This is a genomic window from Caulobacter sp. NIBR1757, from assembly GCF_027912495.1.
Lineage (GTDB): Bacteria > Pseudomonadota > Alphaproteobacteria > Caulobacterales > Caulobacteraceae > Caulobacter.
On record NZ_CP115463.1, the window covers coordinates 2,239,002 to 2,263,634 of the forward strand.

Consider the following 24,633-nt stretch of genomic DNA (forward strand, 5'->3'; position numbering starts at 1 on the left):
ACTTCTCGAATCGGGACCAAACGTCCCAATCGGAGCACTCGGGTGGCGTTTCGCCAGGACACGTTCGGCGATCTGAAGGTGCCCCTCGCCTGGACGGCTGGGGTCGCCCTGGTCGTCTGCGTGATCATCGCCATCGCCCTGATGCTGTCGGACCGTCGCGGCACGGTCGAGAACACCGCCCAACAGGCCACCCAGACCGCCGTCGACAATGTCGTCGCCCCTGTCGGCGACGTGGTCGCCCAGCCCGGCCGCTGGATCAGCGGCGGCTTCTCCTGGCTGGGCAGCTATTTCGACGCGGCCGGCGAGAACCGCCGGTTGAAGAAGCAGTTGCAGGACGCCCATCGCGTCGAGGACCGGGCCCAGGCCCTGGCCCTCGAAAACGCCCGCCTGCGCACCATGCTGGGCGTCCGCACCGAGCCGGCCATGCCGATGGTCACGGCCAGGGTGGTGTTCGACGGTCGCGGGCCCTTCCGCCGGGCCCAGCTGGCCAATGCCGGCGCCGACAAGGGGGTGGCCATCGGCTATCCCGTCATCAGCGAGCGCGGCGTCATCGGCCGGGTGATCGGCGTCTCCTCGAACGCCAGCCGCATCCTGCTGCTCAAGGACGTCTCCTCCCGCACGCCGGTGATGATCGCCCGCAGCAACGCCCGTGCCATCCTGACGGGGGACGGCGGCGACAACCCGCGCCTCGACAACCTGCGCGGCCCGGATCCGGTGCAGCCGGGCGACCGGGTGCTGACCAGCGGCGACGGTGGCGTCTATCCGCGCGGCCTGCCGGTCGGCCGGGCCGTCAAGGGTCTCGACGGCCGCTGGCGGGTGGCGCTGGACAGCGATGCAACGGCGCTCGACTGGGTGCGGATCATCCAGTTCAAGGACTTCTCCCAGCTGGCCGACGACAAGGCCCTGAACTCCGGCGCCATGCCCGGTGTCAAGACCGAGGACCCGGCGGCCCTGGTCACCCGCACCATCCTGGCCCCGACCCCCAAGCCGCCGGCGACGCCGGCCGGGGCGACCGCGGCTCCGCCGGCAGCGACGCCCGCCGTGAAGACACAGACCCCGCCGGCCGCCAAGACGGCTACGCCGCCGACCCCGAAGACCGCCGCGCCGCCCCCGGCCGCCAAGTCCGCGCCGCCGCCCGCCAAGGCGGCGCCGAAGCCCGCCGCCACCCCCGGGGGCATGCCGTGAGCCTGCAGGCCGCACGGCCGCTCGATCCCTGGCGCTGGATGGGGGCGCCGGCCCTGATCTGCCTGGCCGCCACTCTTCTGCTTGGGCTGCCGTTCCGGCTGCTGGGCCTGCAGCTGCCCGAGCCGGTGTTTCCGATGATCTGCGTCTTCTCCTGGGCGGTGATCCGGCCCTCGATCCTGTCGCCGGTGGTCATCCTGCTGATCGGCCTGGTGCTGGATCTGCTGTGGGGGACGCCCTTCGGCCTCTGGGGCCTCTCCATGCTGATCGGTTATGGCCTGACCCTGGCCATGCGGGCGATGATGACCGGCCAGAGCCGGATGATGATGTGGATCTGGTACGTCGGGGTCACCGCCGTGGTGCTGGTCGCGGGCTTCCTGTTCACCATGCTTCACTCCGGCGCGACGCCCAACGTCGTCGGCGTGGTCTGGCAACTTCTCGCCACAGGTCTGCTGTACCCGTTCGCCCACCGCCTGATCGACCGCTTCGACGACGCGGATGTGAGGTTCCGGTGAGCGAGCCGTCGATCTTCTTCAGCGAGGTCAATCGCCGCCAGGGCGACTTCAACCGGCGCGCCTTCCTGCTCGGCGGCATCACCGGCCTGGGTCTGGCGGCGCTCGGCACGCGGCTGGCCTATCTGCAGGTGGTCGAGGCCCAGCGCTACCAGATGCTGGCCAGCTCCAACCAGTTCAACTTCATCATGGTGCCGCCGCCGCGCGGACGGGTCCTGGACCGCAACGGGGTGGTGCTGGCCTCGAACCGCCCCAACTTCCGGCTGACCGTCTATCGCGACACCGACACCGACGTCGAAAAGGTGGTCGCCAACCTGGCCCAGCTGGTGCCCATCGACCCGGCCAGGATCCCCAGGCTGATCAAGGACATCAAACGCGCGCCGAAGAAGGCCCCGGTGCCGGTCATGGAAGACCTGACCTGGGAGCAGTTCACCCGCATCAACGTCCGCGCCCCGGAACTGCCGGGCGTTTCGGCCGACATGGCCGAGGTCCGCGTCTACCCCTACGGCGGCGCCTTCGCCCACGTCATCGGCTATGTGGCCAAGGTCAACGACAAGGACATCAAGAAGATCAAGGACGCCGGGCAGCAGCCGGACCCGCTGCTCTACAACCCCGGCTTCCGCATCGGCCGCCAGGGCGTCGAGAAGGCCTTCGACCTGCAGCTGCGTGGCAAGGCCGGCGGCAAGAAGGTCGAGGTCGACGCCAAGGGCCGCGTCGTGGCCGAAGACCCGGGCGGCGACCTGCCGGCCGTGCCGGGCGACGAGATCAAGCTGACGCTCGATGTCGATGTGCAGCGCCGGGCCCTGGAAGTGTTCGGCGAGGAGAGCGGCGCGGCCGTTCTGATGGACTGCCGCACGGGCGATATCCTGTGCATGGCGTCGACGCCGTCGTTCGACGCCAACGGTTTTGTCCGGGGGCTGTCCGGACCGGAATACCGGGCTCTGGCGAACTACGAACGCAAGCCGCTGCTCGACAAGGCGCTGTCCGGCACCTACCCGGCCGGGTCCACCTTCAAGCCGACGACGGCGTTGGCGTTTCTGGCGGCGGGCATCAACCCGAAGGAGCGAGTAGTTTGCACGGGTGGCTACCACTACGGCAACCGCACCTTCCGGTGCTGGAAGGCCGGAGGGCATGGCGCGCAGGACATGCACGACGCCATCAAGAACTCGTGCGATGTCTACTTCTACCACCTGTGCAACCGGGCCGGCATCGACCTGATCTCGGAGACGGCCAAGAAGCTGGGGTTCCAGACCGAGTTCGACATCGGCATCCCCGGCCAAAAGAAGGGTCTGATCCCCAGCAAGGCCTGGAAGCGGGAAGCCTACGCGAAGAACCCCAACCCCGACGCAAGAGTCTGGCATCTGGGTGAAACGCTATCCGTGGCGATCGGGCAGGGGGCCATCACGGTCAACTGCCTGCAACTGGCCGTCGCGACAGCCCGTATCGCCAACGGGCGGAAGGCGTTGGAACCGCGGCTGATAAAGTCGGTCGGCGGCAAGGAGTTGCCGTCGGGCGCTGCGGTACCCGACCTGCCGATCCCGAAGGAACACCTCGACATCGTCCGCGCCGGCATGGCCGCCGTGGCCAACGACACCAGCGGCGGCGCCTATCGCCAGAGCCAGCTGGGCCTTGGCGACGTGCTGATGGCCGGCAAGACCGGCACCGCCCAGTCGCGGGACTACAAGGCCGGGGAGTCGCGCAAGAACGCCGGCCTGGCCTGGTCGAAGAAGGACCACAACCTGTTCATCGCCTTCGCGCCGGTGGACAATCCCCGCTACGCCCTGGCCGTCATCGTTCAGCACGGCGGCGTCAGCGGCGCCCTGGCGGCCGCGCCGCGCGCCCGTGAAATCATGCGCACGGCCCTGCTCAAGGACCCGGAAATCCGGGCCCGGATCGAGCAGCCCCTGCCGCTGCCGGAACTCGACCCCGACGCCACCGTCGAAGGCGCCGAGCCCGACCTGCCGACCGAGGGGCTGGCCCCGCTGGCGACGCCGCCCGACAGCCCGGCCGTGGTCCCGCCGCCGACCGCCGCCGTTCCTGGAGGCCCCGGCCGATGACCATGTCCGCCCTCTCTCGTCCCGGCGAGCGCGACCGGCCGCTGATCAAGTTCCTCGAGATCGACTGGGTCTTCTGCCTGCTGCTGTGCCTGATCGCCGGGGCCGGGGCGCTGATCATGTACTACGTCGCCGGCTCCAGCTGGACGCCCTGGGCGGCCGCGCACCTGGTGCGCTACGGCATCTTCTTCGTGGCCATGATCATCCTGGCCATGTTCCCGCTGCGGGTCTGGTTCGAGGTGGCCTATCCCGTCTATGTCGCCGGCCTGCTTCTGCTGGTCGGGGTCGAGCTGGTCGGGGATGTGGCCAAGGGCGCCCAGCGCTGGCTGGAGATCGGCCCGGTGCGCTTCCAGCCGTCCGAGATCATGAAGGTCGGCATCGTGCTGGCCCTGGCGCGGTTCTACCACGGGGTTTCGGCCGAGAGCGCCCGGTTCAGCTGGTGGCTGCTGATCCCGCTGGCCATGATCGCCGCTCCGACCCTGCTGGTCGCCCACCAGCCCGACCTCGGCACCGCCATCCTGATCGGCGCCACCGGCGTGGCCATCATGGTGCTGGCCGGGCTGGACTGGAAGTTGATCGCCGGCGGCGTCGTCGCCACCCTGGCCGCCCTGCCGCCGTTCATCTTCTTCGTGCTCCAGGAGTACCAGCGCAAGCGGATCCTGACCTTCCTGTCCCCGGAGAAGGACCCGTCCGGCGACGGCTATCACATCCTGCAGTCGAAGATCGCGCTCGGCTCCGGCGGCTTCCTCGGCAAGGGGCTGGGCCTCGGCAGCCAGAGTCAGCTCGACTACCTGCCCGAAAAGCACACCGACTTCATCTTCGCCGCCCTCTCCGAGCAGTTGGGCTTCCTCGGCGGCGCCACGGTGCTGCTGATCTATGTCGGGGTCATCTTCATGGCCCTGCGCATCGCCTCGGCCAGCCACAGCCACTTCGGCCGCCTGGGCTCGGCAGGGGTGACGGCGACCTTCGCCCTCTATGTGTTGATCAACGGCGCCATGGTCATGGGCATGGCGCCGGTCGTCGGCGTGCCGATGCCGCTGCTCAGCTATGGCGGCACCGTCATGATGACGGTGATGATCGGCTTCGGCCTCGTGCTGTCGACCCGCGTCCACCGCTACAGTGAAGTGACCAGCGGCCGGGGCAGCTTGCTCTAGGCAGGCTTGCGGGCCGGAAGGGCGGCGATGGCGGTCAGCGCCCAGGCCAGGGCCAGTTCGACAATCAGCTTCGTGGTCTGGGTGACGACCAGAGTCTGACTGGCCGCCCGCGCCACGCCGTCCGGATCGAGGATGCCGCCGACGCTACCGAGGCCGCAGATGTCCCAGGTCGCCAGGGCAAAGAAGAAGGCGGCGGCGATCCGCCAGTGCGGCCCCCGACCGTCGGCGAAGGCCTGGCCGGTCAGGGCGGCGCGACCGAAGGCGATGAGGATCAGCCCCATGATCAGCACCCCCGTCACGGCGAAGAAGGCCCGGTAGGGGCCGGGCAGGGCGGGGATGGCCCACAGGCCGATCCAGACCACCGCGCCGGCCAGGAACCAGCGGCGGAACGTCCGTGGGCCGTCTCCCGCGACCAGCGCCGCCCAGGCCAGGCACAGGGCGCCCAGGTGGAACGACAGCATCCAGACGATGGTCCGCGCCGCGCCCCAGATCAGGGTCAGGGCCGGAACCGCCTCGCCGCCGCCCACGTGCGCCAGGTGCCGTCGGTAGCCGGGCAGCACCAGCCAGTTGCCGAGCACGCAATAGGTCATCAGGACCAGGCCGATCAGGAACCAGATGCGCTGGGATTTGGCGGAGGGGCTCATGCCTGGGTCTCCAGTTCGGCGCCGCCCATGGCCCACAGCCCATCCTCGACCTTGCCGAGCAAGGTCACGGCGGTGCGGCGCTCGTCGGCAGTCAGCGGCGCGGTGAGGTCGGCCATGCGCTGGAAAATGTCCGGCAGGACCGTGTCGATCAGGGCCGCGCCGGCCGGGGTCAGGGCGATGGCCTTGCGGCGGCGATCGGCTCCACTGTCGGCATAAGCGACGAGGCCGTCCCGCATCAGGCCGTCGATCAGACCGGTGACCGTTGCGCGGGTGACGCCCAGCCGGTCGGCGATTTCAGACGGCGCCATCGACGGGCGCTGAACGTCCAGCGCCATCAGCACGGAATAGCGGCCCGGCGACAGGCCGTGAGCCGCGAAGGCCTGGGCGAAGGCGCCCAGCATCTTCTTGGAAACCCGCAACAGATCCTGGGCGGCGGTGATGGCCGCGGGATCGAGATGGGCCAGGCGGTCAGGGCGGCTGGCGAGGGCTTCGAGGGCCGGTGTGTCGCGAAACGGAAGCTCGGAAACCATGCGCCACCTTTTGATAAGTCGACTAATAGTTAGCGCCCTAATAAAAGTCCGTCAAGGCGCCGCAACGGACGCGAACCTGCCCTTGCGGTCCCGAAAAACCTCCGCTCCACCAGACGGTTAGCGAATATGTCTAGACATATTCATCGACCGACGGCGGCCCTTTGGCTCGGATTTGTCGCATCCGGCTTCCGCGTAGGCGCGCCGTCTCACCGGGACATCAACATTTCCCGCGTCGGCGCCTACGCCCTGTCAACGCCGGCGCCAACCTTCACAGCCCGGGTCGCAACGAAAATCCCACGCAGGATCAGAGATTTGCGGAGGATGGTTATCTTCCCTGCGCGGGCCCGGGGTATAATCGTAAGCCGCTTCGATAAGCCCGGCCCTCAGGCTGCGGACCGTGCAGCGGTCAGGGGGGCGCCGCGCACGGCGGCATGGGTCATGCCGGCCACGTCGGCGACGGCGAAGTAGTCCTCCGACGGCAGGCCCTGCACGGCCACGGCCGGAGCCAGCCCACGCGCCTGGCGACCGAAGTCGAGCAGGCTGGCGGCCAGTTTGGAAGCGTCGCCGGTGAGGTCTGCCACGTCCATGGTCACCCCGGCCAACCGGGCCCCGCGCAGGGGTTCCAGGGCGTCCTTGGACAGGCCGCCGCGCACGAAGACGCCACGGGTGAGGGTGCGCAGCAGGCCGACGACCTCGATCAACCGCCCCGGCGGCGTTCCGCGGTCGACGTCGTTGAGTTCGACCAGCAGGCCGCTGCGGGCCAGGTCCGGGGCCTGGCCGGCGGCGGCGATCAGCATGCCGCGGCCCTTGCGGGCCATCATGGTGCGGAAGGAGGCGGGCAGGATCAGCGGCGTGCGGGCCCGGTCCTGACCGGCCGGCAGGAAAAGTGAGCCATAGGTCATGGTCGCCTGGTCGATCTGTTCCAGTTCGTCGTCGCTGAGCTTGATCAGCTGGCGGGCGGCGAACACCCGGCCGCTGGCCTCGTCGGTGACGCTCGGCTCGACGCGCAGGGCGGCGGTGACCTGGTGGCGCAGGCTGATCAGATGTTCGAGGGAGAAGTCGATGCGCAGGCGGGCGCCGTTGGCGGTGACGAAGCTGGCCGGGTTGCGGCGGGCCTCCTCGCGCGGGTCGATGCCGAGGCGATGGGGCGAGTCCGGGGCGTCCTCGGTGCGCCGGGCGACGGCGATGACCCGCGGGTCCAGCGTGACGCAACGCAGCTCGTCGCCGGTGATGTCGGTGACCGTGCGCAGCTTCAGGTGCGAGGGTTTGGCCTCACCGAGGAAGTGGGTCAGCACCTCTTCCAGGATGCGCAGGGCCACGGCCTGGGAGGCGGCTCCGTGCTCGCTGGTCATGGCGATCAGGAAGTCGGTGTCGCCGATCCGATGGAAGATGTCGCCCGGCTGCAGGTGTTCGCCCATGCGGCGCTGGACATAGGCCCAGACGGCGCCGCGGTTCCGCTCCCAGCGCTCGCCGACCTTCTCGCGCACGGCGTCGACGCTGATGATGGTGATGGCCCCGCGCGCGGCCAGATCCGCGCCGCCCACCCTTTCGAGAACGGCGGCGACATCGGCGGCGGCGATGCGGTCGAGGGGCGATGCGTGCGTCACTGGGCCGCAAGGTGCCGCAAGGGCGCTTAACGGGCGGTATATATGCCCAGTCTGAGGTACGATATCGCTGTGGATTGTCGGCCCGCGTGGGCGCCTGGATTTCCGGCCGGTTGCGTCGCGTCCAGCAGGCCGGCTTGAGGGGATGCGGAACGCCCCGGTTTCGCTATAAGGCGCGGATGGACAAGCTGTTTCTGGTGGCCGCCGGCGGGGCGGCGGGCTCGGTGGCCCGGTATCTCACCGGGACGCTGACCGCGCGCTGGGGCGGCTGGCCCTGGGCGACGCTGACGGTGAACATCCTCGGCGGCCTGCTCATGGGCCTGCTGATCGGGACCCTGGCCCTGCGCGGCGGCGAGGGGCAGGAGCGGCTTCGGCTGTTGCTGGGCGTCGGCTTCCTCGGCGGCTTCACCACCTTCTCGGCCTTCTCTCTGGAGGTCGCCAATATGATCGAGCGGCGCGACATGGCCGGCGCGGCGGGTTACGCCATCGTTTCGGTGACCCTGTCGGTCGCCGCCGTTTTTGCGGGGCTGATGCTGGCCCGGAGGGTTTTCGCGTGAGCGTCAGAGAGGTCAAGTCGCTGATCGTCGCCGACGGCGAGGACGGCAGCCGCCTGGACCGCTGGCTGCGGCGCCGCTGGCCGCATCTGGGCCAGATCCAGATCCAGAAGCTGGCCCGCACCGGCCAGCTGCGCGTCGATGGAGCCCGGGCCAAGCCCGAGACCCGCCTGGCCGCCGGCCAGATCGTCCGTGTGCCGCCGCTGCCCGACGCCCCGCCGGCCGGCGAGAAGAAGCAGATCAGCTCGCGCGACGCGTCTTATGTCCGCTCGCTGGTGCTCTATGAGGATGACGAGGTCATCGCCCTGAACAAGCCGGCGGGCCTGGCCGTGCAGGGCGGCACCAAGACGCCGCACCATATCGACCGGCTGCTGTCGGCCTGGGGCGAAGGCCTGGAGCGTCCGCGCCTCGTCCACCGCCTCGACCGCGACACCTCCGGCGTCCTGATCCTCGGCAAGAGTCCCGGCGCGGCGGCCAAGCTGTCGGGCGCCTTCGCGCGGCGCAAGGCCAAGAAGACCTACTGGGCCATCGTCTCGGGCAACCCCAAGCCATCCGAGGGCGTCATCGAGCTGCCCCTGATGAAGACCGGCGTCGGCGACCGCGAGCTGGTCGTCGCCGCTGACCCGAAGGATCCGCGGGGCGATCCGGCCGAGACCGAGTACGTCACCCTGTCGCGCGCCGCCCACCGCGCCGCCTGGATGGCCCTGCGCCCGCACACCGGCCGCACCCACCAGCTGCGCGCCCACATGCAGGCCATCGGCCATCCGATCCTCGGCGATCCCAAGTATTCGAACGAGAAGAGCGCCGAGCTCAGCGGCGGCATCAAGCTGCAGCTGCACGCGCGGCGGCTGGTCGTGCCGCATCCCAGCGGCGGCCTTATCGACGTGACCGCCCCGATCAGCCCCGAGCTGCGGGCCGGCTTCGAGCGCTTCGGCTTCCACGAGTCCGAAATGGACGAAGATCCCTTTACCTCCCGGAGATCCAAGCGTTGAGCCCCGATCAGGCCCGTCTGATGGCCACTGTCGAACATCACCTGCAGAACGGCCGCCCGCATGAGGCGCAGGACGTTCTGGTCCGCATCGCCGCCGCCATTCCCGATGAGCCGCGCCTCTGGTGGGCGCAGGCGACGCTGGCCCAGATGGCCGGCGACAAGGCCACCGTCGAACGGGCCCTGCGCAAGGTGGGCGAACTCGACAGGAAGGGCCCCCTGGCCCCGATGGCGCTGGGCGACTTTCTCTACGAAGAGGGCCGGGGCGAGGACGCCGCGGCCGCCTGGCGCGAGGCGCACAATCGCGATCCCCGCTACACGGCCGCCACGCTCAGCCTTGGCCAGTACCTGGTCTCGACCGGCGACGCCGCCGGCGCCATCGCGGTGCTGGACAGGAGCCTCGCCGACGGGCCGGACCCATCCTTCCTGACGGTCCGGGCCAGCGCCCACGGCCTGCGCGGCGACACGGAAGCCGAACTGAAAGACTACGAGGCCGCCGTCGTCGCCTCCGGGACCGACCCGCTGTCCCTGCAGAATCTGGCCATGGCCCAGGCCGCGGCTGGGCGTCGGACCGAGGCCGAGGTGACGATCCGCAAGGCCATCGAGCGCCAGCCGGGGTCGGCCGGGCTGCATCGCACGCTGGGCCTGTATCTGCTGTCTCGCGACGCCTTCGATGAGGCCCAGGCCGCCTTCGAGGCGGCGCTGACGCAGGATCCGGACGATCCGGGCACGCACCGCGACCTCTCGCAGCTGATCTGGACACGGACCGGGGATGTGGCCGCCGCCGGCGCTCGACTCGACGCCGCCCTGGCCGGCAAGACCGGCAACGCGGCCGCGCCGCTGCTGGTCGTGAAGGGCCAGCTGCTGGAATACACCGGCGACACCGAGGGCGCGATCGCCTCCCTGGTTCCCGCCGCCGAGCAGCCGGACGCGCCCAACTATCTGCTGTGCGCGGCGTCGCAGGTGGTGCTGGCGAGTGATCCGATCCGGGCCGCCCTGCTGGCCGCCCAGGCGGTCAGCCGCGCGCCGATGGACACCTTCGGCCTGGCCACCCTGGCCCAGGCGCAACTGGCCGCCGGCGACGTCAACGGCGCCGAGGTGACGGCCGAAAAGCTGCGCCGCATCGACCCGCTCGACCAGCACGGCATCGCCCTGCAGGCCACGGCCTGGCGGATGAAGGACGATTCCCGCTACGCGTCCCTGGCCGATCATGCTTCGCTGGTCCAGGCCGTCGTGATCGAGACCCCGGCGGGCTGGTCTAGCCTGGAGGCCTTCCTCGCCGACCTGGCCAAGGCGCTGGACGCGGTGCATCAGGCCAAGGCCCATCCGATCGGCCAGACTCTGCGCGGCGGCACCCAGTCCAAGGGCCGGCTGGACCAGAGTGACGATCCGGTCATCCAGGCGTTCTTCAAGGCGATTGATGCGCCGATCCGCGCTTACATCGCGGGGCTGGGCGACGGCGACGATCCGATGCGCGGACGTCCGCACAGCGACGGCTACCGGTATACCGGCAGTTGGTCGGTGCGGCTGGCGCCGGGCGGGCGGCATGTCGATCACCTGCATCCCGGCGGCTGGATTTCCTCGGCCTTTTACGTCGCCCTGCCGCCCAGCGTGCGGGCCGAGGGCAACGAAGGCTCCCTGCGCTTCGGCCATCCCGGCACGCCGACCAAGCCGCCGCTGGAAGCGGAATACCGCGTCAAACCGCAGCCGGGGATGCTGGTGCTGTTCCCCAGCTTCATGTGGCACGGCACCGAGCTGTTCGGCGGCGACGAGCCCCGGCTGACGATCGCCTTCGACGTGGTCCCGGCCTAGACGAGCCCCAGCACCGGCGCGACGCCGGCGCTGTCCGGAAAGACCGCCGTGTCGAGGGCGCGGCGGTCGAGGCCCATGTGCTCGGCCAGCAGGCCCTTGAACAGGGCGCGGCTGTCGACCGTGGGCCGGGTGTCACGACCTTCGTACAGGGCGTTTTCCTTCAGGGTCGGCCAGTCGCCGACGATGCCGCCCTTTTTCAGGCCGCCGCTCAGCAGGATGGCGGTCGAGCCGGTGCCGTGGTCGGTGCCGCCGGTGCCGTTAATGCGGGCTGTGCGGCCGAACTCGGTGGCGAAGACCACGACGGTCTTGCTCCACTGGTCGCCAAGCCCCTCGCGCAGACCTTCGGCCAGACTGTCGAGATAGGAGAGACGGTTGGCCAGCTGGCCGGTGGCCGCGCCCTGGTTGGCGTGGGTGTCGAAGCCCTCGGCCGACAGGGCCACTAGCTGCGGTCCGTCGGGCTGGGTCATGAAGCCGGCGATGGTCTGGCCGATGCGCTTGGCCGAGGCCTGGCCTTGGCGCTGCAGGCCGGCCAGGCCGCCGCCTTCATAGCCGGAGGCCGGGCCCTTGCTCATGCCGGTCAGGGCCGTCTTGGCCATGGCTTCGGTCTCCAGACCCTGCGCGAAGGCGGGACCCAGCAGCGGATCACCCGCGTAGAGGTCCATCAGCAGGCCGGGCAGGCGCGGGCTCTTCTCGTTGGCGCGGCCGGGCGACCAGGCGCCGGTCTGCACCGGGCCGCGCAGGATCAGCGGCGAGGTGGCGCCGACCGACAGGGCCTGCACCTTGCTGTCGCCCATGGCGGTCAGGGCCCGGTTCAGCCAGCCGCTGTCGGTGGCGTAGACGCCGGCGGCGCCGGTCTCCAGCACGTCCTGGGCCTCGAAGTGGCTGCGGGCCCGGTCGGGGCTGGCCATGGCCGGCACGATGCGGGCCTCACCCTGTTTGGCCATCGCATGGATGGCGGCCAGCGAAGGGTGCAGGGCGAAGGTTCCATCGAGGCGCAGGGCGGCGTCAGGGGCGATGGCGATGCCCTTGCGCAGGCCGGCATAGTCGGGATCGCCGATCGGCGGCGAGACGCTGAGGCCGTCCATGCCGCCCCGGCAGACGACGACGACCAGCTTGCGGCCGCCAAGGCCTGCGTCGGCAAAGGCGCTGCGGCCCATGAAGGCGACCGACAGGCCGGCCCCGGCGGCCAGCAAGGATCGGCGGGAAATGAGGGAAACGGTCATCGGCGCTGGAACTCCGGGCACATAAGCAACAGGGAAAGCGCTTCGGGCCGCGACTCGGCCCGGGCCACGGCCTTGCCGGTGCGCTCGCCGAGGCGCGCGCCGAGACCGGAACGGGCCAGGGCGTCGGGATCGCGCTCGGGCGCGGTCACGGCCGAGAAAGCCTCGGCCCAGGCCATGCGCTTGATCAGGGCGTCGGGCGTCGCCCAGTAGGCGCCCTCGTCGGGCCAGCCCTTGGGGGAGGGCGGCGAATAGGCCTTCATCCCCAGGCCATTGAGGGTCGGCGCGATCTGCTCGATCGCCCCCGGCTGGCCGCCGATCAGGCGATAGCCGGAGATGACGAACTCGTACGGCGTCTTGAACTTCCGCGGCTCGGCCGCCCAGGCGTGCGGCGAGGCGATCAGGGCCCTGGCCACCTCGCCCAGATGCCCGCCGGTCGCCAGCCAGGTCTTCTCCAGATCGGCGACCAGTTCCGGCGGCGGAACGTCGGCGACGAAGTGGCGGGCGATCTTTGTGCAGACGAAGCGGGCGGTCTTCGGATTCGCCGCCAGGTCCTTCATCACCGCGGCGGCCTGATCGACCCCGCGGTCGTCGTAGCGCCTGCCCATCACCGTCCGGTCGCCGGGCTCATGGGCGTATTCGCGGAACACGAACTTGCCGAACTTCTCCGGCTCCCGCTGGTTGCCGACGCTCCAGCCGGTCATGCAGCGGGCGAACTCGGTGACGTCGGCCTGGGTATAGCCGCCATCGACGCCGACGGTGTGCAGTTCGAGGATCTCGCGGGCCAGGTTCTCGTTCAGGCCGCCACCCCGGTTGCGCGGGTTGGGCCGCTTCTGCAGGGCCATGCCGATGCGGCTGTTGGGCCCCGTCGATTGCGCCTGGTCCAGATAGAGCAGCATGGCCGGATGGGCGCTGGAGGCGATCAGCAGGTCCTCGAACCGGCCGAACACCCGGGGCCGGATCGCCTCGGCCTCGAACGGGCCGACGGTGACGGCGGTGATCAGCTTCACGCCGGAGACGGTGAAGTGGTTGCACCAGAACATCGCCCAGCGCTCGCGGAAGGCGGCGTCGGTGTTGGCCGCCGTCCGGGCCCGGGCCAGGAAATCCTCGGCGGCGCCCTCGCGGATCATCCGGCCGGCCATCTGCACCGGGTCGCGGTCGGGCGGCGTTTCGCCCTTCTTCATGGCCTCGGCCGAGTCCTGCCGCAGGTCGCGGCGGTCGGCGCGGAAGTTGCGGAATTCGGCGATGCGCCCGGCGCTCAGCTCATAGTCGGCGAGGCCGCCGTCGGCGCCGCGGCCGACGATCTGCCGCGCCAGCCAGCCTTGCGGATCCGAGCGCGCCTCATCGATCTCGCCGGGCCTTGCGCCGAGGCCGAACCGTGTGGCGGCGATCGACGCCATCAGGTCTCTGGTAGGCAGGGCCAAGGCTACTCTCCCTTGCAACGGACGCCGGCTTGCCCCACTTCCACGCCCGCGCGGCCCGCTTCCGTCGCGAGCCTGGAAAGAAGAGATGGCGCTCAAAGGTCCGGACGACACCGTGCAGACGGCGCGGCGGTTCTACAAGGCCGTGACGGTCGAGCCCGTCGATGGCGGCTATGCCGTCAAGCTGGATGGCCGCGCGCCAAAGAGCCCCGGCGGCCTGCCGCTGATCGTTCCGACAGAGGCGCTGGGCGCCCTCGTCGCCGGCGAGTGGGACAGCCAGAAGGAGTTCATCCTGATGGCCCAGATGCCAGCCACCCGGCTGGCCTTCACCGCCATTGAAAAGACGGCGCCGTCGCGCGCCGCCCTGGCCGATGAGTTCGCCCGCTACGCCGGCAGCGACGCCCTCTGCTACTTCGCCGACCAGCCCAGTGACCTGATCGCCCGCCAGACAGCGGCCTGGGAGCCGGTGCTGCAGTGGGCGGAGGCCGAACACAACCTCGCCTTCGAACGCGCCGCCGGGGTGATTCACCGGCCGCAGCCGGTGACGACTCTGGAGCAGGCGAGGGCGCTGGCCCTGGCTATGGACGACTTCAGCCTCATCGCCCTGCTCAGCGCCACCAGCCTGTTCGGCTCGGCCCTGCTGGCCCTGGCCGTCCAGCTCGGCCGCCTGACCGGCGAGGAAGCCCACCACCTGGCCCGCGTCGACGAGGCCTTCCAGGAGGAGCGCTGGGGAATCGACGAGGAAGCCGCCGACCGCACCGCCAATCGTCTGGCTGAGGCCCGCATGCTGGGCGCCTGGTTCGAGGCGCTACGGTGACCTAGCGGGACGCTTGCGCCGCCCTCATCCGCGCTTTAACCCGTGCGCAGATCATTGAGTGGAGCAGGCGCGTGAAAGATATCCTCGCAGAGCTTGAACGTCGGCGCGAACAGGCCCGGGCCGGCGGCGGCGAGCGCCGTATCGCCAGCCAGCACGCCAAGGGCAAGCTGACGGCCCGCGAGCGCATCGACCTGCTGCTCGACGAGGGCAGCTTCGAGGAGTTCGACATGTTCGTCGAACACCGCAGCCACGACTTCGGCATGGAAAGCCAGCGCATCAGCGGCGACGGCGTCGTCACCGGCTGGGGCACCATCAACGGCAAGGTGGTCTTCGTCTTCTCCAAGGACTTCACCGTCTTTGGTGGCTCGCTGTCGGGCGCCCACGCGGCCAAGATCGTCAAGGTCCAGCGTCAGGCGGCCAAGGTCGGGGCCCCGATCATCGGCCTGTTCGACGCCGGCGGCGCCCGCATCCAGGAAGGCGTCGACAGCCTGGCCGGCTATGCCGACATCTTCCTCGAAAACGTGCTCTCCAGCGGCGTGGTCCCGCAGATCAGCGTCATCATGGGCCCGTGCGCCGGCGGCGACGTCTATTCGCCGGCCATGACCGACTTCATCTTCATGGTGAAGGACACGAGCTACATGTACGTGACCGGCCCCGACGTGGTGAAAACGGTCACCAACGAGGAAGTCAGCCACGAGGACCTTGGCGGAGCCCGCGTCCACGCCGCCAAGTCCGGCGTCGCCGAAGGGGCCTTCGACAACGACCTGGAAGCCCTGACCCAGGTTCGCCGCCTGATCGACTTCCTGCCCTCGTCCAACCGCGAGCAGGCCCCGGTGCGCGAAAGCTTCGACCCGCCGATGCGCGAGGAGGCCAGCCTCGACACCCTGGTGCCGGCCAACCCGAACAAGCCCTACGACATCAAGGAACTGATCCTGAAGATCGTCGATGAGGCTGACTTCTTCGAGATTTCCAGCGAGTGGGCCAAGAACATTGTCTGCGGTTTCGCCCGCATGGACGGCCAGTCGATCGGCATCGTCGCCAACCAGCCGCAGGTTCTGGCCGGCGTCCTGGACATCGATTCGAGCCGCAAGGCCGCCCGCTTCGTGCGCTTCTGCGACGCCTTCAACATCCCGCTGCTGACCTTGGTCGACGTCCCGGGCTTCATGCCGGGCACCAAGCAGGAGTACGGAGGCCTGATCAAGCACGGCGCCAAGCTGCTGTTCGCCTACGCCGAAGCCACCGTGCCCAAGGTCACCCTGATCACCCGCAAGGCCTACGGCGGCGCCTACGACGTCATGAGCTCCAAGCACCTGCGCGGCGACGTCAACTACGCCTGGCCGACGGCGGAGATCGCCGTGATGGGCTCCAAAGGGGCGGTGGAGATCATCTTCCGCGCCGACATCGGGGATCCGGAGAAGATCGCCGAGAAGGAAGCCGACTATAAAGCGCGGTTCGCGAATCCGTTCGTGGCGGCGTCGCGGGGGTACATCGACGATGTGATCATGCCGCATGGGACGCGGCGGCGGATCGTGCGGGCGTTCAGGAGCCTGCGGGGGAAGGAGCTCTCCAACCCTTGGAAGAAGCACGATAACATCCCGCTCTAGCCGGGCGGAGATGCGCTTTCGAGCTCATCAACGATCTCCAAGGCCAGAAGCTCAATAGTGTTTATCGCTTTGATCAACTGAATTCGAACCGCTGCTCGCTCCTCCTCGCCGACGACGTAAGACTGTACGTTGCGGAGCGCGAGCAGTTCGTGGTTATACTTCAGTCCCTGGCCAGCCTGCGCATAAGCCTCTTCGATCAGTAAGGCGCCAACCTTGGCGAAGGCCGCATCAAGGCTGGGTGACCTCGTGTTGTAGATCGTGACAGTCCGCAGCTCGCCTTCACACATGAAGCCGGCTTCTGGTCGTACCCGTACCGCGAAGAGGCGATTTGGGCTTATCCAGAGCAGCGATTTGAGTTTGTGCGCTCCCTTCGCCCCCGAGCTCCGCAACCAGCGCCAAAATCTAACCAAGCCAAAGAGCGTATCTCGGCGCTCGTAGTCATTCTTGATCTTCTTTGCTTTGTCCCGAAGCGTGCCTAGTGAAGCACCATCGACCAAGGCGGTGGATGCCGAGTTTCGAAGATAGCGATAGCGATCGTAGCCGCGGCCTGCGGCCTCCTCGATGCGCTTGCGGACTTCCTGCTTCGCTTCGTCGATCGAGAGCATGGAGATTTTTAGAAACGTCGAAGGCGTCAGCCTGAAGAGTGGCTCCCGAAACAACGGAAACTGGCCGCCGATCTCGGTCTTGGCCGCATTGCGTCTACTAAGGACCTGATCGAGGCTCGCTCCCAGCGCTTCCACGTTGACGAGCGGAGGGGTTGAGATTTGTTCCGAATCCGTTGAATTACGGACTGGCAATCTGTCTGGATTCTGCATGAGGCCCACATCGGCTGTTGAGGACTCATGAAGTCCGCTGATTTGTGCGATTCGGACCAGATAAAAGCGTTCTCTTTTTGTTCACAATGTGGTGAGCGGCATGCAAGGCGGCAGCGTCAGTAGTGATAGCGACACTGCACGATTTCGAGCTGCTGCTCCTCACCCGTCCCCACCACGCGGTAGACCAACCGGTGCTCATCATCGATCCGGCGTGACCACCAGCCGGCCAGTTCGCCCTTCAACGGTTCGGGTTTAGCCAGGCCCTCGAACGGCGACCGCAGGGTGTCGCGGATCAGCTTGTTGATCCGCTTCATCATCCGCTTGTCGTCCTGCCAGCTGAGATAGTCCTCCCAGCCTTGTTCGAGCTAAGCCAGCTTCAAGGCTCGATCAACTCACGTTCGACCGCTTCGCCGCGCTCGGCGGCGGCCTTGGCGGCGCGCAGGCGCTCGGCGTTGGCGGAGGACGAGGTCAGGTATTCTGTCTCGTTGAGCGCGTTCCAGGTGGACAGCGAGATCATCACCACCGGCTCAGCCTTGCGGCGGCTGATCACCGTCGGCATGTGGGTTTCGGTCACCTGGTCCATGACCGACTTCAGGTTGGCGCGGGCTTCCGAGAAGGTGGTGACGTTGACGGCGGCGCTCTTCATGCTGCAATCATGTACGTAATTGTGTACAAGTGCAATCGGGCATCTTGTGAGGTCGGGGATGGCGTTCGATATCGAGGATCAGGCGACAATCGATCTGGCGCAGGCTCTCGCGGCGCGGGAAGGCTTGCCCGTCGAGGAAGTGATAATGTTGGCGTTGAAGCAGTGGGCGGAGAAGGCGCAGCCGCCTAGCTCCCACCCGCCATAAAGTCATACACATCCGCCGCCCGCGTCACCGCGATGCTGATCTTGTCGTCGTTGATCTGGATTTCGCCCCGGGCGACCGGGTGGTTGTTGGCCAGGATCCAGACCTCGTCGGTGGCCTTGGCGTCCAGGGGGATGACCGCGCCGCGGCCCATGCGCAGGAGCTGGGCCATGGGGAGCTGCGAGCGGCCCAGGACCACGGAAATCTCGACGTTGACCGACTTGACCTGGCTCACTGAGCACCAACCCCTCGCGCAAACATCGCGCAGGCCCCACATTGGCCCGACATGCTTGATCACCTGTTAAGTTCCGAGGGCCAGCGCCCGCTTTTCGGCCGCGAGGACGGCATTGCGGCTGGCTGGGCGGTATCGACCGCGCCGGTGAGCTATCCCGTCGCTGTGGCGGCCATGGAGCAGCGGGCCGCCGACATCGCCGAGGGGCGGGCCGGGGAGCTGGTCTGGCTGCTGGAGCATCCGCCGCTCTACACCGCCGGGGTGTCGGCCAAGGCGGGCGACCTGCTGGACGGCGCGCGATTCCCGGTCTTCGAGAGCGGCCGGGGCGGGCAGTACACCTATCACGGGCCCGGACAGCGGGTGGCCTATGTGATGCTTGACCTGACCAGGCGCGGCCGCGACGTGCGGGCCTTCGTCACGGCGCTGGAAGCCTGGGTGATCGGGGCGCTTGCCGTGTTCAACGTCACCGGCGAACTGCGCGATGGCCGGGTCGGCGTCTGGGTCGAGCGAAAGGGGCCGGGCTGGTCGCGGGAGGACAAGATCGCCGCCGTCGGGGTCAAGCTGCGCCGCTGGGTCAGCTTCCACGGCGTCAGCCTGAACGTCGAACCGGACCTGTCCCACTTCGACGGAATCGTGCCCTGCGGCGTCACCGAGCACGGCGTGACCAGCCTGGTCGACCTCGGCCTGCCGGTGACCCTGGACGAGGCTGACGCGGCGTTGAAGTCGAGCTTTGAAAAGGTGTTCGGCGCCGTGAGCGAGGCCCCGGCGCCGATCTGACTCTGCAATTTGAGCTGTCATTCTCCGGGCCCGCGAAGCGGGAACCGGGGAACCCAAGGAGGGATCTTGAAAGACTCCCAAGAGTCTTCACGCGGACAGCTGGGTCCCCCGGTCCGCTTCGCGGCCGGAGGATGACAACGGCGTAGGACTACTTGCCGGCCTGACAGGCCTTCCAGACCTGGAACGCCTTGCGGTCGCCGCCGCCGCGGACGATCTTGTTACCCCAGGCGAAAACGCTTTCCGGTTCCTGGGCCCCTTCGTTGAGCCACAGGGTCTGGTCGGACGGATCGACGATGAACTCGATGTCGGCGTCGGCGCCCACGGCGACCTTGCCGCAGACCTTGCCGTCGGCCCCGACCTTCACCTTGCGGAATTTGATCTTGTCGGTCTTGGCGTATTGCTTGGCGATATCGACGCCGGCCTGGGCTTCGGGGCTCAGGGCTTCGTCGGCGGCGACGGCCACGCCGGCGGACAGGGTGAGGGCCAGGACGGCGGCGGCGGTGACGAAACGCATGGTCTACAGCTCCAGATCTAGGCGGTCTTGAGGGGGCTTTGCCCGAAACGATTGGCGCCGGCCTCGCCCGGCATCACGCCTAGCTCGACAAGGGCCCAGATGACGATGGCCGAGAAAACGAAATCGAAAAAGCCCTGCGGCCAGGGAAACACCGCGATGACCGCCAGAATGATCAGTCCCGCCCACCAGCCTGACCGTCCCCGGTCATGCAGACGCTTGGCCAGCAGGCAGCAGCCGCTGATCAGCAGCACGGGATAGACCACCCAGCCGGTCAGCCACTGCACCGGCCCGGGCGTCACCCAGTAGTAGAGGAAGGCGACCCCGAACAGCAGGGCGCTGGTGATCAGGAAGGGGGTGCGCGCCAGCCGTCCCGTCGAGGAGAAGAAGAGCTCCGCCCAGTCCGTTTGGCCGTTCATCCGCCTTGCCGCTCCGACTCGCTGCTGGGGCCATGAGCCCCGGACAGTCCCTATCTAGGCGAGGGCCGCGCCGTGGGGAAGCGTGTCGCTCATCCGGGCCGGGCCGTAGGCGTTGTCCCTGGGCTGGCCCGCGCCGGCCAGCAGGTTGAGGACCAGCCAGAGCTGGCCGATCACCGGCGGCATGGCGAACAGCAGCATCCAGCCGCTCAGGCCGCGGTCGTGGCAGCGTTTCACCGCCGCGGCGATGGCAATCCAGATGGCGTGGCTGGCGGCGACGCAACCGCCGATGTTGACGATGGCTTCCCAGACCCCCCGCACGCCGGTCTGGCTGGCGTAGCCGGCCCCGCCGATGACGATGAGCAGGAAGGTGAAGACATACCAGGCCATGAAGACGCCGATCAGCGTCAGCACGAACTCGCGCCGGCCGATGCGACCCTCAAGGCTGTAAAGATGCGGAACGCCCATACTCGATCCACCCGTCCTGAACGGGAGCCTAACGCCGCCGCGGGGGAATTCGATGCCTTATTCGGCGACTCGCCTGACGAGATGCGGCGGCCTGTCGCAGGGCTGCAACAGGTTGCGTCGCGCAGCCGACCGTTACCCGCCCGCCTAGGCGAATTCGACCAGCACTTCGTCGGCCGCGACACTGTCGCCGCCCTTGGCCGACACCGTCTTGACCACCCCGTCGCGCTCGGCGCGGATGATGTTCTGCATCTTCATCGCCTCGATGACGCAGACGATCTCGCCCTCGCGGACCTGCTGGCCCAGCTCGACGTCCATGGAGACGACCAGGCCCGGCATCGGGCTGATGATCATCTTGGAGGTGTCGGCGGCTTTGCGCTCCGGCAACTTGGTGTGCAGTTCGGCCGAACGCGGGGTCAGCACCAGCACCTTCAACCGGGTGGCCCGGTGACGGATCAGGAAGCCCTCGGCCGCCGGCGCCACCGTGACGCTGAACGGCTTGCCGTCGAGGCGCGCCTTGAACAGGGGTTGGCCGGGCCGCCAGGCGATGTCGGTCAGCTCCAGGACGCGGGTCTGATCGGTCAGGTGGATGCTGACGCTGGCGCCGCCGCCCGAGATGGTCACCGGGATCTGGCGGTGGCCGATGACCACGATCCAGTCGACGCGCTTGCTCTCGCCGTTGCGCTGCACCGTCACCAGGTGCATGGCGGCGGCGGTGGCGGTCATGATGTCCAGGGCGGCGTCGCTGGGCGGGGCGCCGTGGAAGCCTTCGGGATATTCCTCGGCGATGAAGCTGGTGGCCAGCTTGCCCGACTGGAACACCGGGTGGTCCATGACCGCCGACAGGAAGGGGATGTTGTGCCCCAGGCCCTCGATGTGGAAGTCCTCCAGCGCCCGGCCCATGCCGGCGATGGCCGCCTCCCGCGTCTTGCCCCAGGTGCAGAGCTTGGAGATCATCGGGTCGTAGAACATCGAGATCTCGTCGCCCTCGCGCACCCCGGCGTCGTTGCGGACAGTGTAGCCGTCCTCGACCCCTTCGCGCGGCGGGTCGTAGCGGACCAGCCGGCCGATCGAGGGCAGGAACTTGCGGTAGGGATCCTCGGCGTAGATGCGGCTTTCCATCGCCCAGCCGTTGATCTTCAGGTCCTTCTGCTCGAAGGCCAGTTTCTCGCCGTAGGCCGAACGGATCATCTGCTCGACCAGGTCGAGGCCCGTGATCAGCTCGGTGACCGGGTGCTCGACCTGCAGACGGGTGTTCATTTCCAGGAAGTAGAAGCTCTTGTCCTGGCCGGCGACGAACTCGACGGTGCCGGCGCTGTCGTAGTTCACGGCCTTGGCCAGAGCGACGGCCTGCGCGCCCATGGCTTCGCGGGTGGCCGGGTCGACCAGAGGGGAGGGGGCTTCCTCGATGACCTTCTGGTTACGGCGCTGGATCGAGCATTCGCGTTCGAACAGGTGGACGACGTGGCCGTGCTTGTCGCCCAGCACCTGGATCTCGATGTGGCGCGGATCGACGATGAACTTCTCGATGAAGATGCGGTCGTCGCCGAACGCGCCCTTGGCCTCGGCCCGCACGGCGGGAAAGCCTTCCTCGACGTCCTTCTCGTTCCAGGCGACACGGATGCCCTTGCCGCCGCCGCCGGCGCTGGCCTTGATCATCACCGGATAGCCGATCTCTTCGGAGATTCTGATGGCGTGGGCGGTGTCGTCGATCTCGCCGATATGACCGGGCACGCAGGAGACGCCGGCCGCCTGGGCGAACTTCTTGCTTTCGATCTTGTCGCCCATGGCGCTGATGGCGCCGGGGTTGGGACCGATGAAGACAATGCCCTCGTCGGCGCACAGCTGGGCGAACTCGGCCTTTTCAGACAGGAAGCCGAAGCCGGGGTGCACCGCTTCCGCCCCCGTCGACTTGCAGGCGGCGATGATTTTCTCGGCGACGAGGTAGGACTGGTTGGCCGGCGGCGGGCCGATGAAGACCGTCTCGTCGGCCATTTCCACGGCCATGCTGTCGGCGTCGGCCTCGGAATAGACCACCACGGTCTTGATGCCCATGCGACGGCAGGTCTTGATGACCCGGACAGCGATCTCGCCGCGGTTGGCGATCAGAATCTTCGAAAACATCGGCCGGACAGACCCCTTGCACGCATGGTTCTTGCGCGATGCGGGTTAGACCGCCCACGGCCCGTTGGCAACGGCGACGCTAGGTCAGCATGGCGCCGTTCATTGAGAAGGATGTTGCGAGGCAGTCGCGTCTGGGGCATTTGTGACAGAATGAATCTTTCATTCAGCCGCCGGCTGCCGCTTTATGTTCTGGCCGCGACGACGATCCTGGCCGTGGCGCTGTTTCCCTGGCCTCAGGCGGGGCGGCGCTGGCTGTCGGGCGAGCTCGGCATTGTCGAGATACCAACGATTATCTTCGCGCTGTGGGGTGTCTGGGAGGCAATCGGGATCATCCGTGACCGGCGGCGGCTGCCGCATACGGCCATGGTCTGGTGGTTCGCGCTTTTCGCCGTCGCCCTGTTCGTGTTCGCCGGCGAGGAGGCGAGCTGGGGCCAGAGCTGGTTCCACTGGGAGACGCCGGCGGACTACGCCCGGATCAACCGCCAGGGCGAGACCAACCTGCACAACCTCAGTTCCCTGACCGAGGAAATCCCCAAGACCATGCTGATCGCCGCCGCCCTGTTCGGCGGCATCCTCTGGCCGATCTGGGCCTGGGCGAAGAAGCGTGGGCCATACCTCGGCCAGGGCTGGTTCAGCTGGATCTGGCCGAGCAGCCTGATCTGGCCGGCGGCGGCCCTGACCTGGGTGATGCGAATCTCCGAGCGGCTGCTGGTGGCGACCGACATGGAGGACAGGTTCCGTCCCCAGTACATCGCCATCCGCGAGTCGATCGAGATCTACGCGGTGCTCTTCATGCTCGCCTATCTGTGGGACGTGCGCCGCCGGATGAAGGCCGAAAGCCCTACGCCAGCCTGACGGCGGTGCCGCTGGCGGTGACCATCATCATGCCGTTGTCGGGACCCAGCGTCTCATAGTCGAGATCGACGCCGACCACCGCGCCGGCGCCGCGCGCCTGGGCTTCATCGCACATCTCCTGCAGGGCGATGTCGCGCGCCTGGCGCAGGGCCTTCTCATAGCCGCCGGCCCGGCCGCCGATGATGTTGGTGATGCCGGCGAAGAAGTCGCGGAAGATGTGGGCGCCGATGATCGCTTCGCCGCTGACGACGCCCAGGCTCTCGACGACGTCACGGCCGGGGATGGTGGGGGTGGTGGAAGTGATCACGACGGATTGCCCTTTCGGATGATTGCGGATCGGCCCGCTCGCCTTAGATTGGGTGTCATGACCGACACCGCCACCCGATACGACCTGACCCCGCCGAGCGAAGCCGAGCGCAAGGTTCTGGAAGCCGACCTCAACCAGGAGGAACGCGACGTCCTGCTGCACCACGGCACCGAGGCGCCGTTCTGCGGCGGTCTGCTCGGCGAAAAGCGCCCGGGCGTCTACTGCTGCCGGCTGTGCGGCCTGCCGCTGTTCAAGTTCGAGACCAAGTTCGAGAGCGGCACCGGCTGGCCCAGCTTCTACGCCCCGATCAACGAGGCCAACGTCAAGGGCGTCGAGGACCGCAGCTACGGTATGCGCCGGGTCGAAACCCGCTGCGCCCGCTGCGACAGCCACCAGGGCCACGTCTTTCCGGATGGCCCGCCGCCGACCGGCCTGCGCTACTGCATCAACTCGGTGTCGCTGGAATTCGTCGGAGCAGGGGAGCCGCTGCGTGATCCGCTGGGGCGCGGCGACGGCTTGGCCTGAAGGCCCCCCATTCCGGGGACGCGCTTCGGCGAACACAGGTCCATGCTTGGCTCAACACTTCAGGAGCTGACATGCACAGACGATCCTTTCTGCTGAGCGCCGCCGCCGTCGGCCTCGCTTCGCCTGCCTTCGCCGCCAAGGCTCCGCCTGCGCCTGACTTCAGCGCCACGGCCGGCGACGTGCCGGTGACCCTGGAAATCCAGGTCGCCAGCTTCAAGCAGCAGATGAAGGCCATGGGTTACGGCGGCGCCGACGTTTTCTACGAACTGAAGGGCCCGGCCAGCCCGGTGCGCTTCAAGGCCGGGCAGGCGGTTAGCTTTCTCAGCAAGGAGCCGGCGACCATCGATCCGCTGCAGCGCATCGGCCTGTTCCATCTGACGACGGTGAAGAGCACGCGGCGCCTGACCACCGGCAAGGTCAATCCGCTCGGCTATGGCACCCGCAACGTGAAGAATGCCGCAGCCGTCGAGTTCACGGCGGTCCGCGAAGGCGAGGTCTGGCGGATCACCCCGACCGCCCCGCTGGCGGCCGGCGAATATGGCCTCGCCCTGGCCCCGAACCTTGGCAACAACAGCTGGGGCTGGGGCGGTCGCGGCGGCGGCGCCCAGCCGGTCTGCGCCTTCGGGGTGGACTGAGCCTCCGGAAGCGGAACAAACCTCTTC

General features: G+C 68.3%; 26 protein-coding genes and 1 pseudogene. 13 read left to right on the forward strand and 14 right to left on the reverse strand.

The window, feature by feature from the left end; genetic code table 11:
- Window positions 1-42: 42 nt before the first annotated feature.
- The 4 genes from mreC to rodA are packed head-to-tail and all read left to right on the forward strand — an operon-like array spanning window position 43 to window position 4,902.
- The gene (mreC, locus tag O5I81_RS11010) at window positions 43-1,185 is read left to right on the forward strand and encodes a rod shape-determining protein MreC (protein WP_271064851.1); all 1,143 of its coding nucleotides are present in this window, start codon (window positions 43-45) and stop codon (window positions 1,183-1,185) included.
- Window positions 1,182-1,697 (forward strand): hypothetical protein, encoded by a 516-nt coding sequence (locus O5I81_RS11015; RefSeq protein ID WP_271064853.1) that lies wholly within the window; start codon window positions 1,182-1,184, stop codon window positions 1,695-1,697. The genes mreC and O5I81_RS11015 overlap by 4 nt, the downstream gene beginning before the upstream one ends.
- A complete protein-coding gene (gene mrdA, locus O5I81_RS11020; protein ID WP_271064854.1) occupies window positions 1,694-3,751 on the forward strand; it encodes a penicillin-binding protein 2 in 2,058 nt (685 codons plus the stop codon). Before O5I81_RS11015 ends, mrdA begins: the two co-directional genes overlap by 4 nt.
- Window positions 3,748-4,902 carry a rod shape-determining protein RodA gene (rodA, locus tag O5I81_RS11025; RefSeq protein ID WP_271064856.1) on the forward strand — a complete coding sequence of 385 codons (1,155 nt, stop codon included), beginning with the start codon at window positions 3,748-3,750 and terminating at the stop codon, window positions 4,900-4,902. The genes mrdA and rodA overlap by 4 nt, the downstream gene beginning before the upstream one ends.
- On the opposite strand, the gene O5I81_RS11030 is transcribed toward rodA, so the two are convergent.
- From O5I81_RS11030 to O5I81_RS11040, 3 genes are all read right to left on the reverse strand, one after another.
- Entirely contained in the window at window positions 4,899-5,546 is a 648-nt protein-coding gene (locus O5I81_RS11030; RefSeq protein WP_271064857.1) for a hypothetical protein, read from the reverse strand. The two genes, rodA and O5I81_RS11030, sit on opposite strands and share 4 nt — an antisense overlap.
- Window positions 5,543-6,076: a MarR family transcriptional regulator gene (locus O5I81_RS11035; RefSeq protein WP_271064859.1), complete on the reverse strand. Its 534-nt coding sequence runs from the start codon at window positions 6,074-6,076 to the stop codon at window positions 5,543-5,545. Before O5I81_RS11035 ends, O5I81_RS11030 begins: the two co-directional genes overlap by 4 nt.
- A gap of 383 nt (window positions 6,077-6,459) precedes the next feature.
- Window positions 6,460-7,683 carry a hypothetical protein gene (locus tag O5I81_RS11040; RefSeq protein ID WP_271064860.1) on the reverse strand — a complete coding sequence of 408 codons (1,224 nt, stop codon included), beginning with the start codon at window positions 7,681-7,683 and terminating at the stop codon, window positions 6,460-6,462.
- Between the two features lie 176 nt (window positions 7,684-7,859).
- On the opposite strand from O5I81_RS11040, the gene crcB reads away from it, so the two are divergent.
- Genes crcB through O5I81_RS11055 form a run of 3 tightly spaced genes read left to right on the forward strand, consistent with a single transcriptional unit; the run spans window position 7,860 to window position 11,034 of the window.
- Window positions 7,860-8,237 (forward strand): fluoride efflux transporter CrcB, encoded by a 378-nt coding sequence (crcB, locus tag O5I81_RS11045; protein WP_271064861.1) that lies wholly within the window; start codon window positions 7,860-7,862, stop codon window positions 8,235-8,237.
- On the forward strand, window positions 8,234-9,226 hold the full coding sequence (locus tag O5I81_RS11050) for an RluA family pseudouridine synthase (RefSeq protein WP_271064863.1): 993 nt from the start codon (window positions 8,234-8,236) through the stop codon (window positions 9,224-9,226). Before crcB ends, O5I81_RS11050 begins: the two co-directional genes overlap by 4 nt.
- On the forward strand, window positions 9,223-11,034 hold the full coding sequence (locus O5I81_RS11055) for a putative 2OG-Fe(II) oxygenase (RefSeq protein WP_271064865.1): 1,812 nt from the start codon (window positions 9,223-9,225) through the stop codon (window positions 11,032-11,034). The genes O5I81_RS11050 and O5I81_RS11055 overlap by 4 nt, the downstream gene beginning before the upstream one ends.
- On the opposite strand, the gene O5I81_RS11060 is transcribed toward O5I81_RS11055, so the two are convergent.
- Window positions 11,031-12,257, reverse strand: a complete 1,227-nt coding sequence (locus tag O5I81_RS11060; RefSeq protein ID WP_271064866.1) for a DUF1501 domain-containing protein — start codon at window positions 12,255-12,257, stop codon at window positions 11,031-11,033. The genes O5I81_RS11055 and O5I81_RS11060 overlap by 4 nt on opposite strands.
- Window positions 12,254-13,678 carry a DUF1800 family protein gene (locus tag O5I81_RS11065; protein ID WP_271064868.1) on the reverse strand — a complete coding sequence of 475 codons (1,425 nt, stop codon included), beginning with the start codon at window positions 13,676-13,678 and terminating at the stop codon, window positions 12,254-12,256. The genes O5I81_RS11060 and O5I81_RS11065 overlap by 4 nt, the downstream gene beginning before the upstream one ends.
- 85 nt (window positions 13,679-13,763) lie before the next feature.
- Here O5I81_RS11065 and O5I81_RS11070 point away from each other — a divergent pair, with 85 nt between their 5' ends.
- Window positions 13,764-14,492 carry an ATP12 family protein gene (locus tag O5I81_RS11070; protein WP_271064870.1) on the forward strand — a complete coding sequence of 243 codons (729 nt, stop codon included), beginning with the start codon at window positions 13,764-13,766 and terminating at the stop codon, window positions 14,490-14,492.
- A gap of 71 nt (window positions 14,493-14,563) precedes the next feature.
- On the forward strand, window positions 14,564-16,096 hold the full coding sequence (locus O5I81_RS11075; RefSeq protein ID WP_271064872.1) for an acyl-CoA carboxylase subunit beta: 1,533 nt from the start codon (window positions 14,564-14,566) through the stop codon (window positions 16,094-16,096).
- Here the strand turns inward: O5I81_RS11075 and O5I81_RS11080 are convergent.
- The 4 genes and pseudogenes from O5I81_RS11080 to O5I81_RS11095 all read right to left on the reverse strand — a co-directional run bounded on the left by O5I81_RS11080 (window position 16,093) and on the right by O5I81_RS11095 (window position 18,036).
- Window positions 16,093-16,911, reverse strand: coding sequence for a hypothetical protein (locus tag O5I81_RS11080; RefSeq protein ID WP_271064874.1), 819 nt, complete (start codon window positions 16,909-16,911; stop codon window positions 16,093-16,095). The two genes, O5I81_RS11075 and O5I81_RS11080, sit on opposite strands and share 4 nt — an antisense overlap.
- A 116-nt stretch (window positions 16,912-17,027) precedes the next feature.
- Window positions 17,028-17,291 (reverse strand): annotated as a pseudogene (locus O5I81_RS11085) (Txe/YoeB family addiction module toxin).
- On the reverse strand, window positions 17,288-17,557 hold the full coding sequence (locus O5I81_RS11090) for a type II toxin-antitoxin system prevent-host-death family antitoxin (RefSeq protein ID WP_271064875.1): 270 nt from the start codon (window positions 17,555-17,557) through the stop codon (window positions 17,288-17,290). Before O5I81_RS11090 ends, O5I81_RS11085 begins: the two are co-directional and overlap by 4 nt.
- 185 nt (window positions 17,558-17,742) lie before the next feature.
- Window positions 17,743-18,036, reverse strand: a complete 294-nt coding sequence (locus O5I81_RS11095) for a FliM/FliN family flagellar motor switch protein (protein WP_271069021.1) — start codon at window positions 18,034-18,036, stop codon at window positions 17,743-17,745.
- 9 nt (window positions 18,037-18,045) lie between these two features.
- Here O5I81_RS11095 and lipB point away from each other — a divergent pair, with 9 nt between their 5' ends.
- Window positions 18,046-18,768: a lipoyl(octanoyl) transferase LipB gene (gene lipB / locus O5I81_RS11100; protein ID WP_271064876.1), complete on the forward strand. Its 723-nt coding sequence runs from the start codon at window positions 18,046-18,048 to the stop codon at window positions 18,766-18,768.
- Between the two features lie 148 nt (window positions 18,769-18,916).
- On the opposite strand, the gene O5I81_RS11105 is transcribed toward lipB, so the two are convergent.
- The 4 genes from O5I81_RS11105 to O5I81_RS11120 all read right to left on the reverse strand — a co-directional run bounded on the left by O5I81_RS11105 (window position 18,917) and on the right by O5I81_RS11120 (window position 22,284).
- Window positions 18,917-19,282, reverse strand: a complete 366-nt coding sequence (locus tag O5I81_RS11105; protein WP_271064877.1) for a hypothetical protein — start codon at window positions 19,280-19,282, stop codon at window positions 18,917-18,919.
- A gap of 17 nt (window positions 19,283-19,299) precedes the next feature.
- Window positions 19,300-19,698, reverse strand: a complete 399-nt coding sequence (locus tag O5I81_RS11110; RefSeq protein WP_271064878.1) for a DUF805 domain-containing protein — start codon at window positions 19,696-19,698, stop codon at window positions 19,300-19,302.
- A 54-nt stretch (window positions 19,699-19,752) separates the two neighbouring features.
- A complete protein-coding gene (locus O5I81_RS11115; RefSeq protein ID WP_271064879.1) occupies window positions 19,753-20,163 on the reverse strand; it encodes a DUF805 domain-containing protein in 411 nt (136 codons plus the stop codon).
- A 144-nt stretch (window positions 20,164-20,307) separates the two neighbouring features.
- Window positions 20,308-22,284: an acetyl/propionyl/methylcrotonyl-CoA carboxylase subunit alpha gene (locus O5I81_RS11120; protein ID WP_271064880.1), complete on the reverse strand. Its 1,977-nt coding sequence runs from the start codon at window positions 22,282-22,284 to the stop codon at window positions 20,308-20,310.
- A gap of 150 nt (window positions 22,285-22,434) precedes the next feature.
- Between O5I81_RS11120 and O5I81_RS11125 the strand changes: the two genes are divergently transcribed.
- Window positions 22,435-23,139, forward strand: coding sequence for a hypothetical protein (locus tag O5I81_RS11125; RefSeq protein ID WP_271064881.1), 705 nt, complete (start codon window positions 22,435-22,437; stop codon window positions 23,137-23,139).
- Here the strand turns inward: O5I81_RS11125 and O5I81_RS11130 are convergent.
- Window positions 23,126-23,446 carry a heavy metal-binding domain-containing protein gene (locus tag O5I81_RS11130; RefSeq protein WP_271064883.1) on the reverse strand — a complete coding sequence of 107 codons (321 nt, stop codon included), beginning with the start codon at window positions 23,444-23,446 and terminating at the stop codon, window positions 23,126-23,128. The genes O5I81_RS11125 and O5I81_RS11130 overlap by 14 nt on opposite strands.
- A gap of 57 nt (window positions 23,447-23,503) precedes the next feature.
- Between O5I81_RS11130 and msrB the strand changes: the two genes are divergently transcribed.
- Complete coding sequence (gene msrB, locus O5I81_RS11135) at window positions 23,504-23,971, forward strand: peptide-methionine (R)-S-oxide reductase MsrB (RefSeq protein WP_271064884.1); 468 nt, start codon at window positions 23,504-23,506, stop codon at window positions 23,969-23,971.
- A 71-nt stretch (window positions 23,972-24,042) separates the two neighbouring features.
- Window positions 24,043-24,606, forward strand: coding sequence for a hypothetical protein (locus tag O5I81_RS11140; RefSeq protein WP_271064886.1), 564 nt, complete (start codon window positions 24,043-24,045; stop codon window positions 24,604-24,606).
- Window positions 24,607-24,633 lie beyond the last annotated feature (27 nt).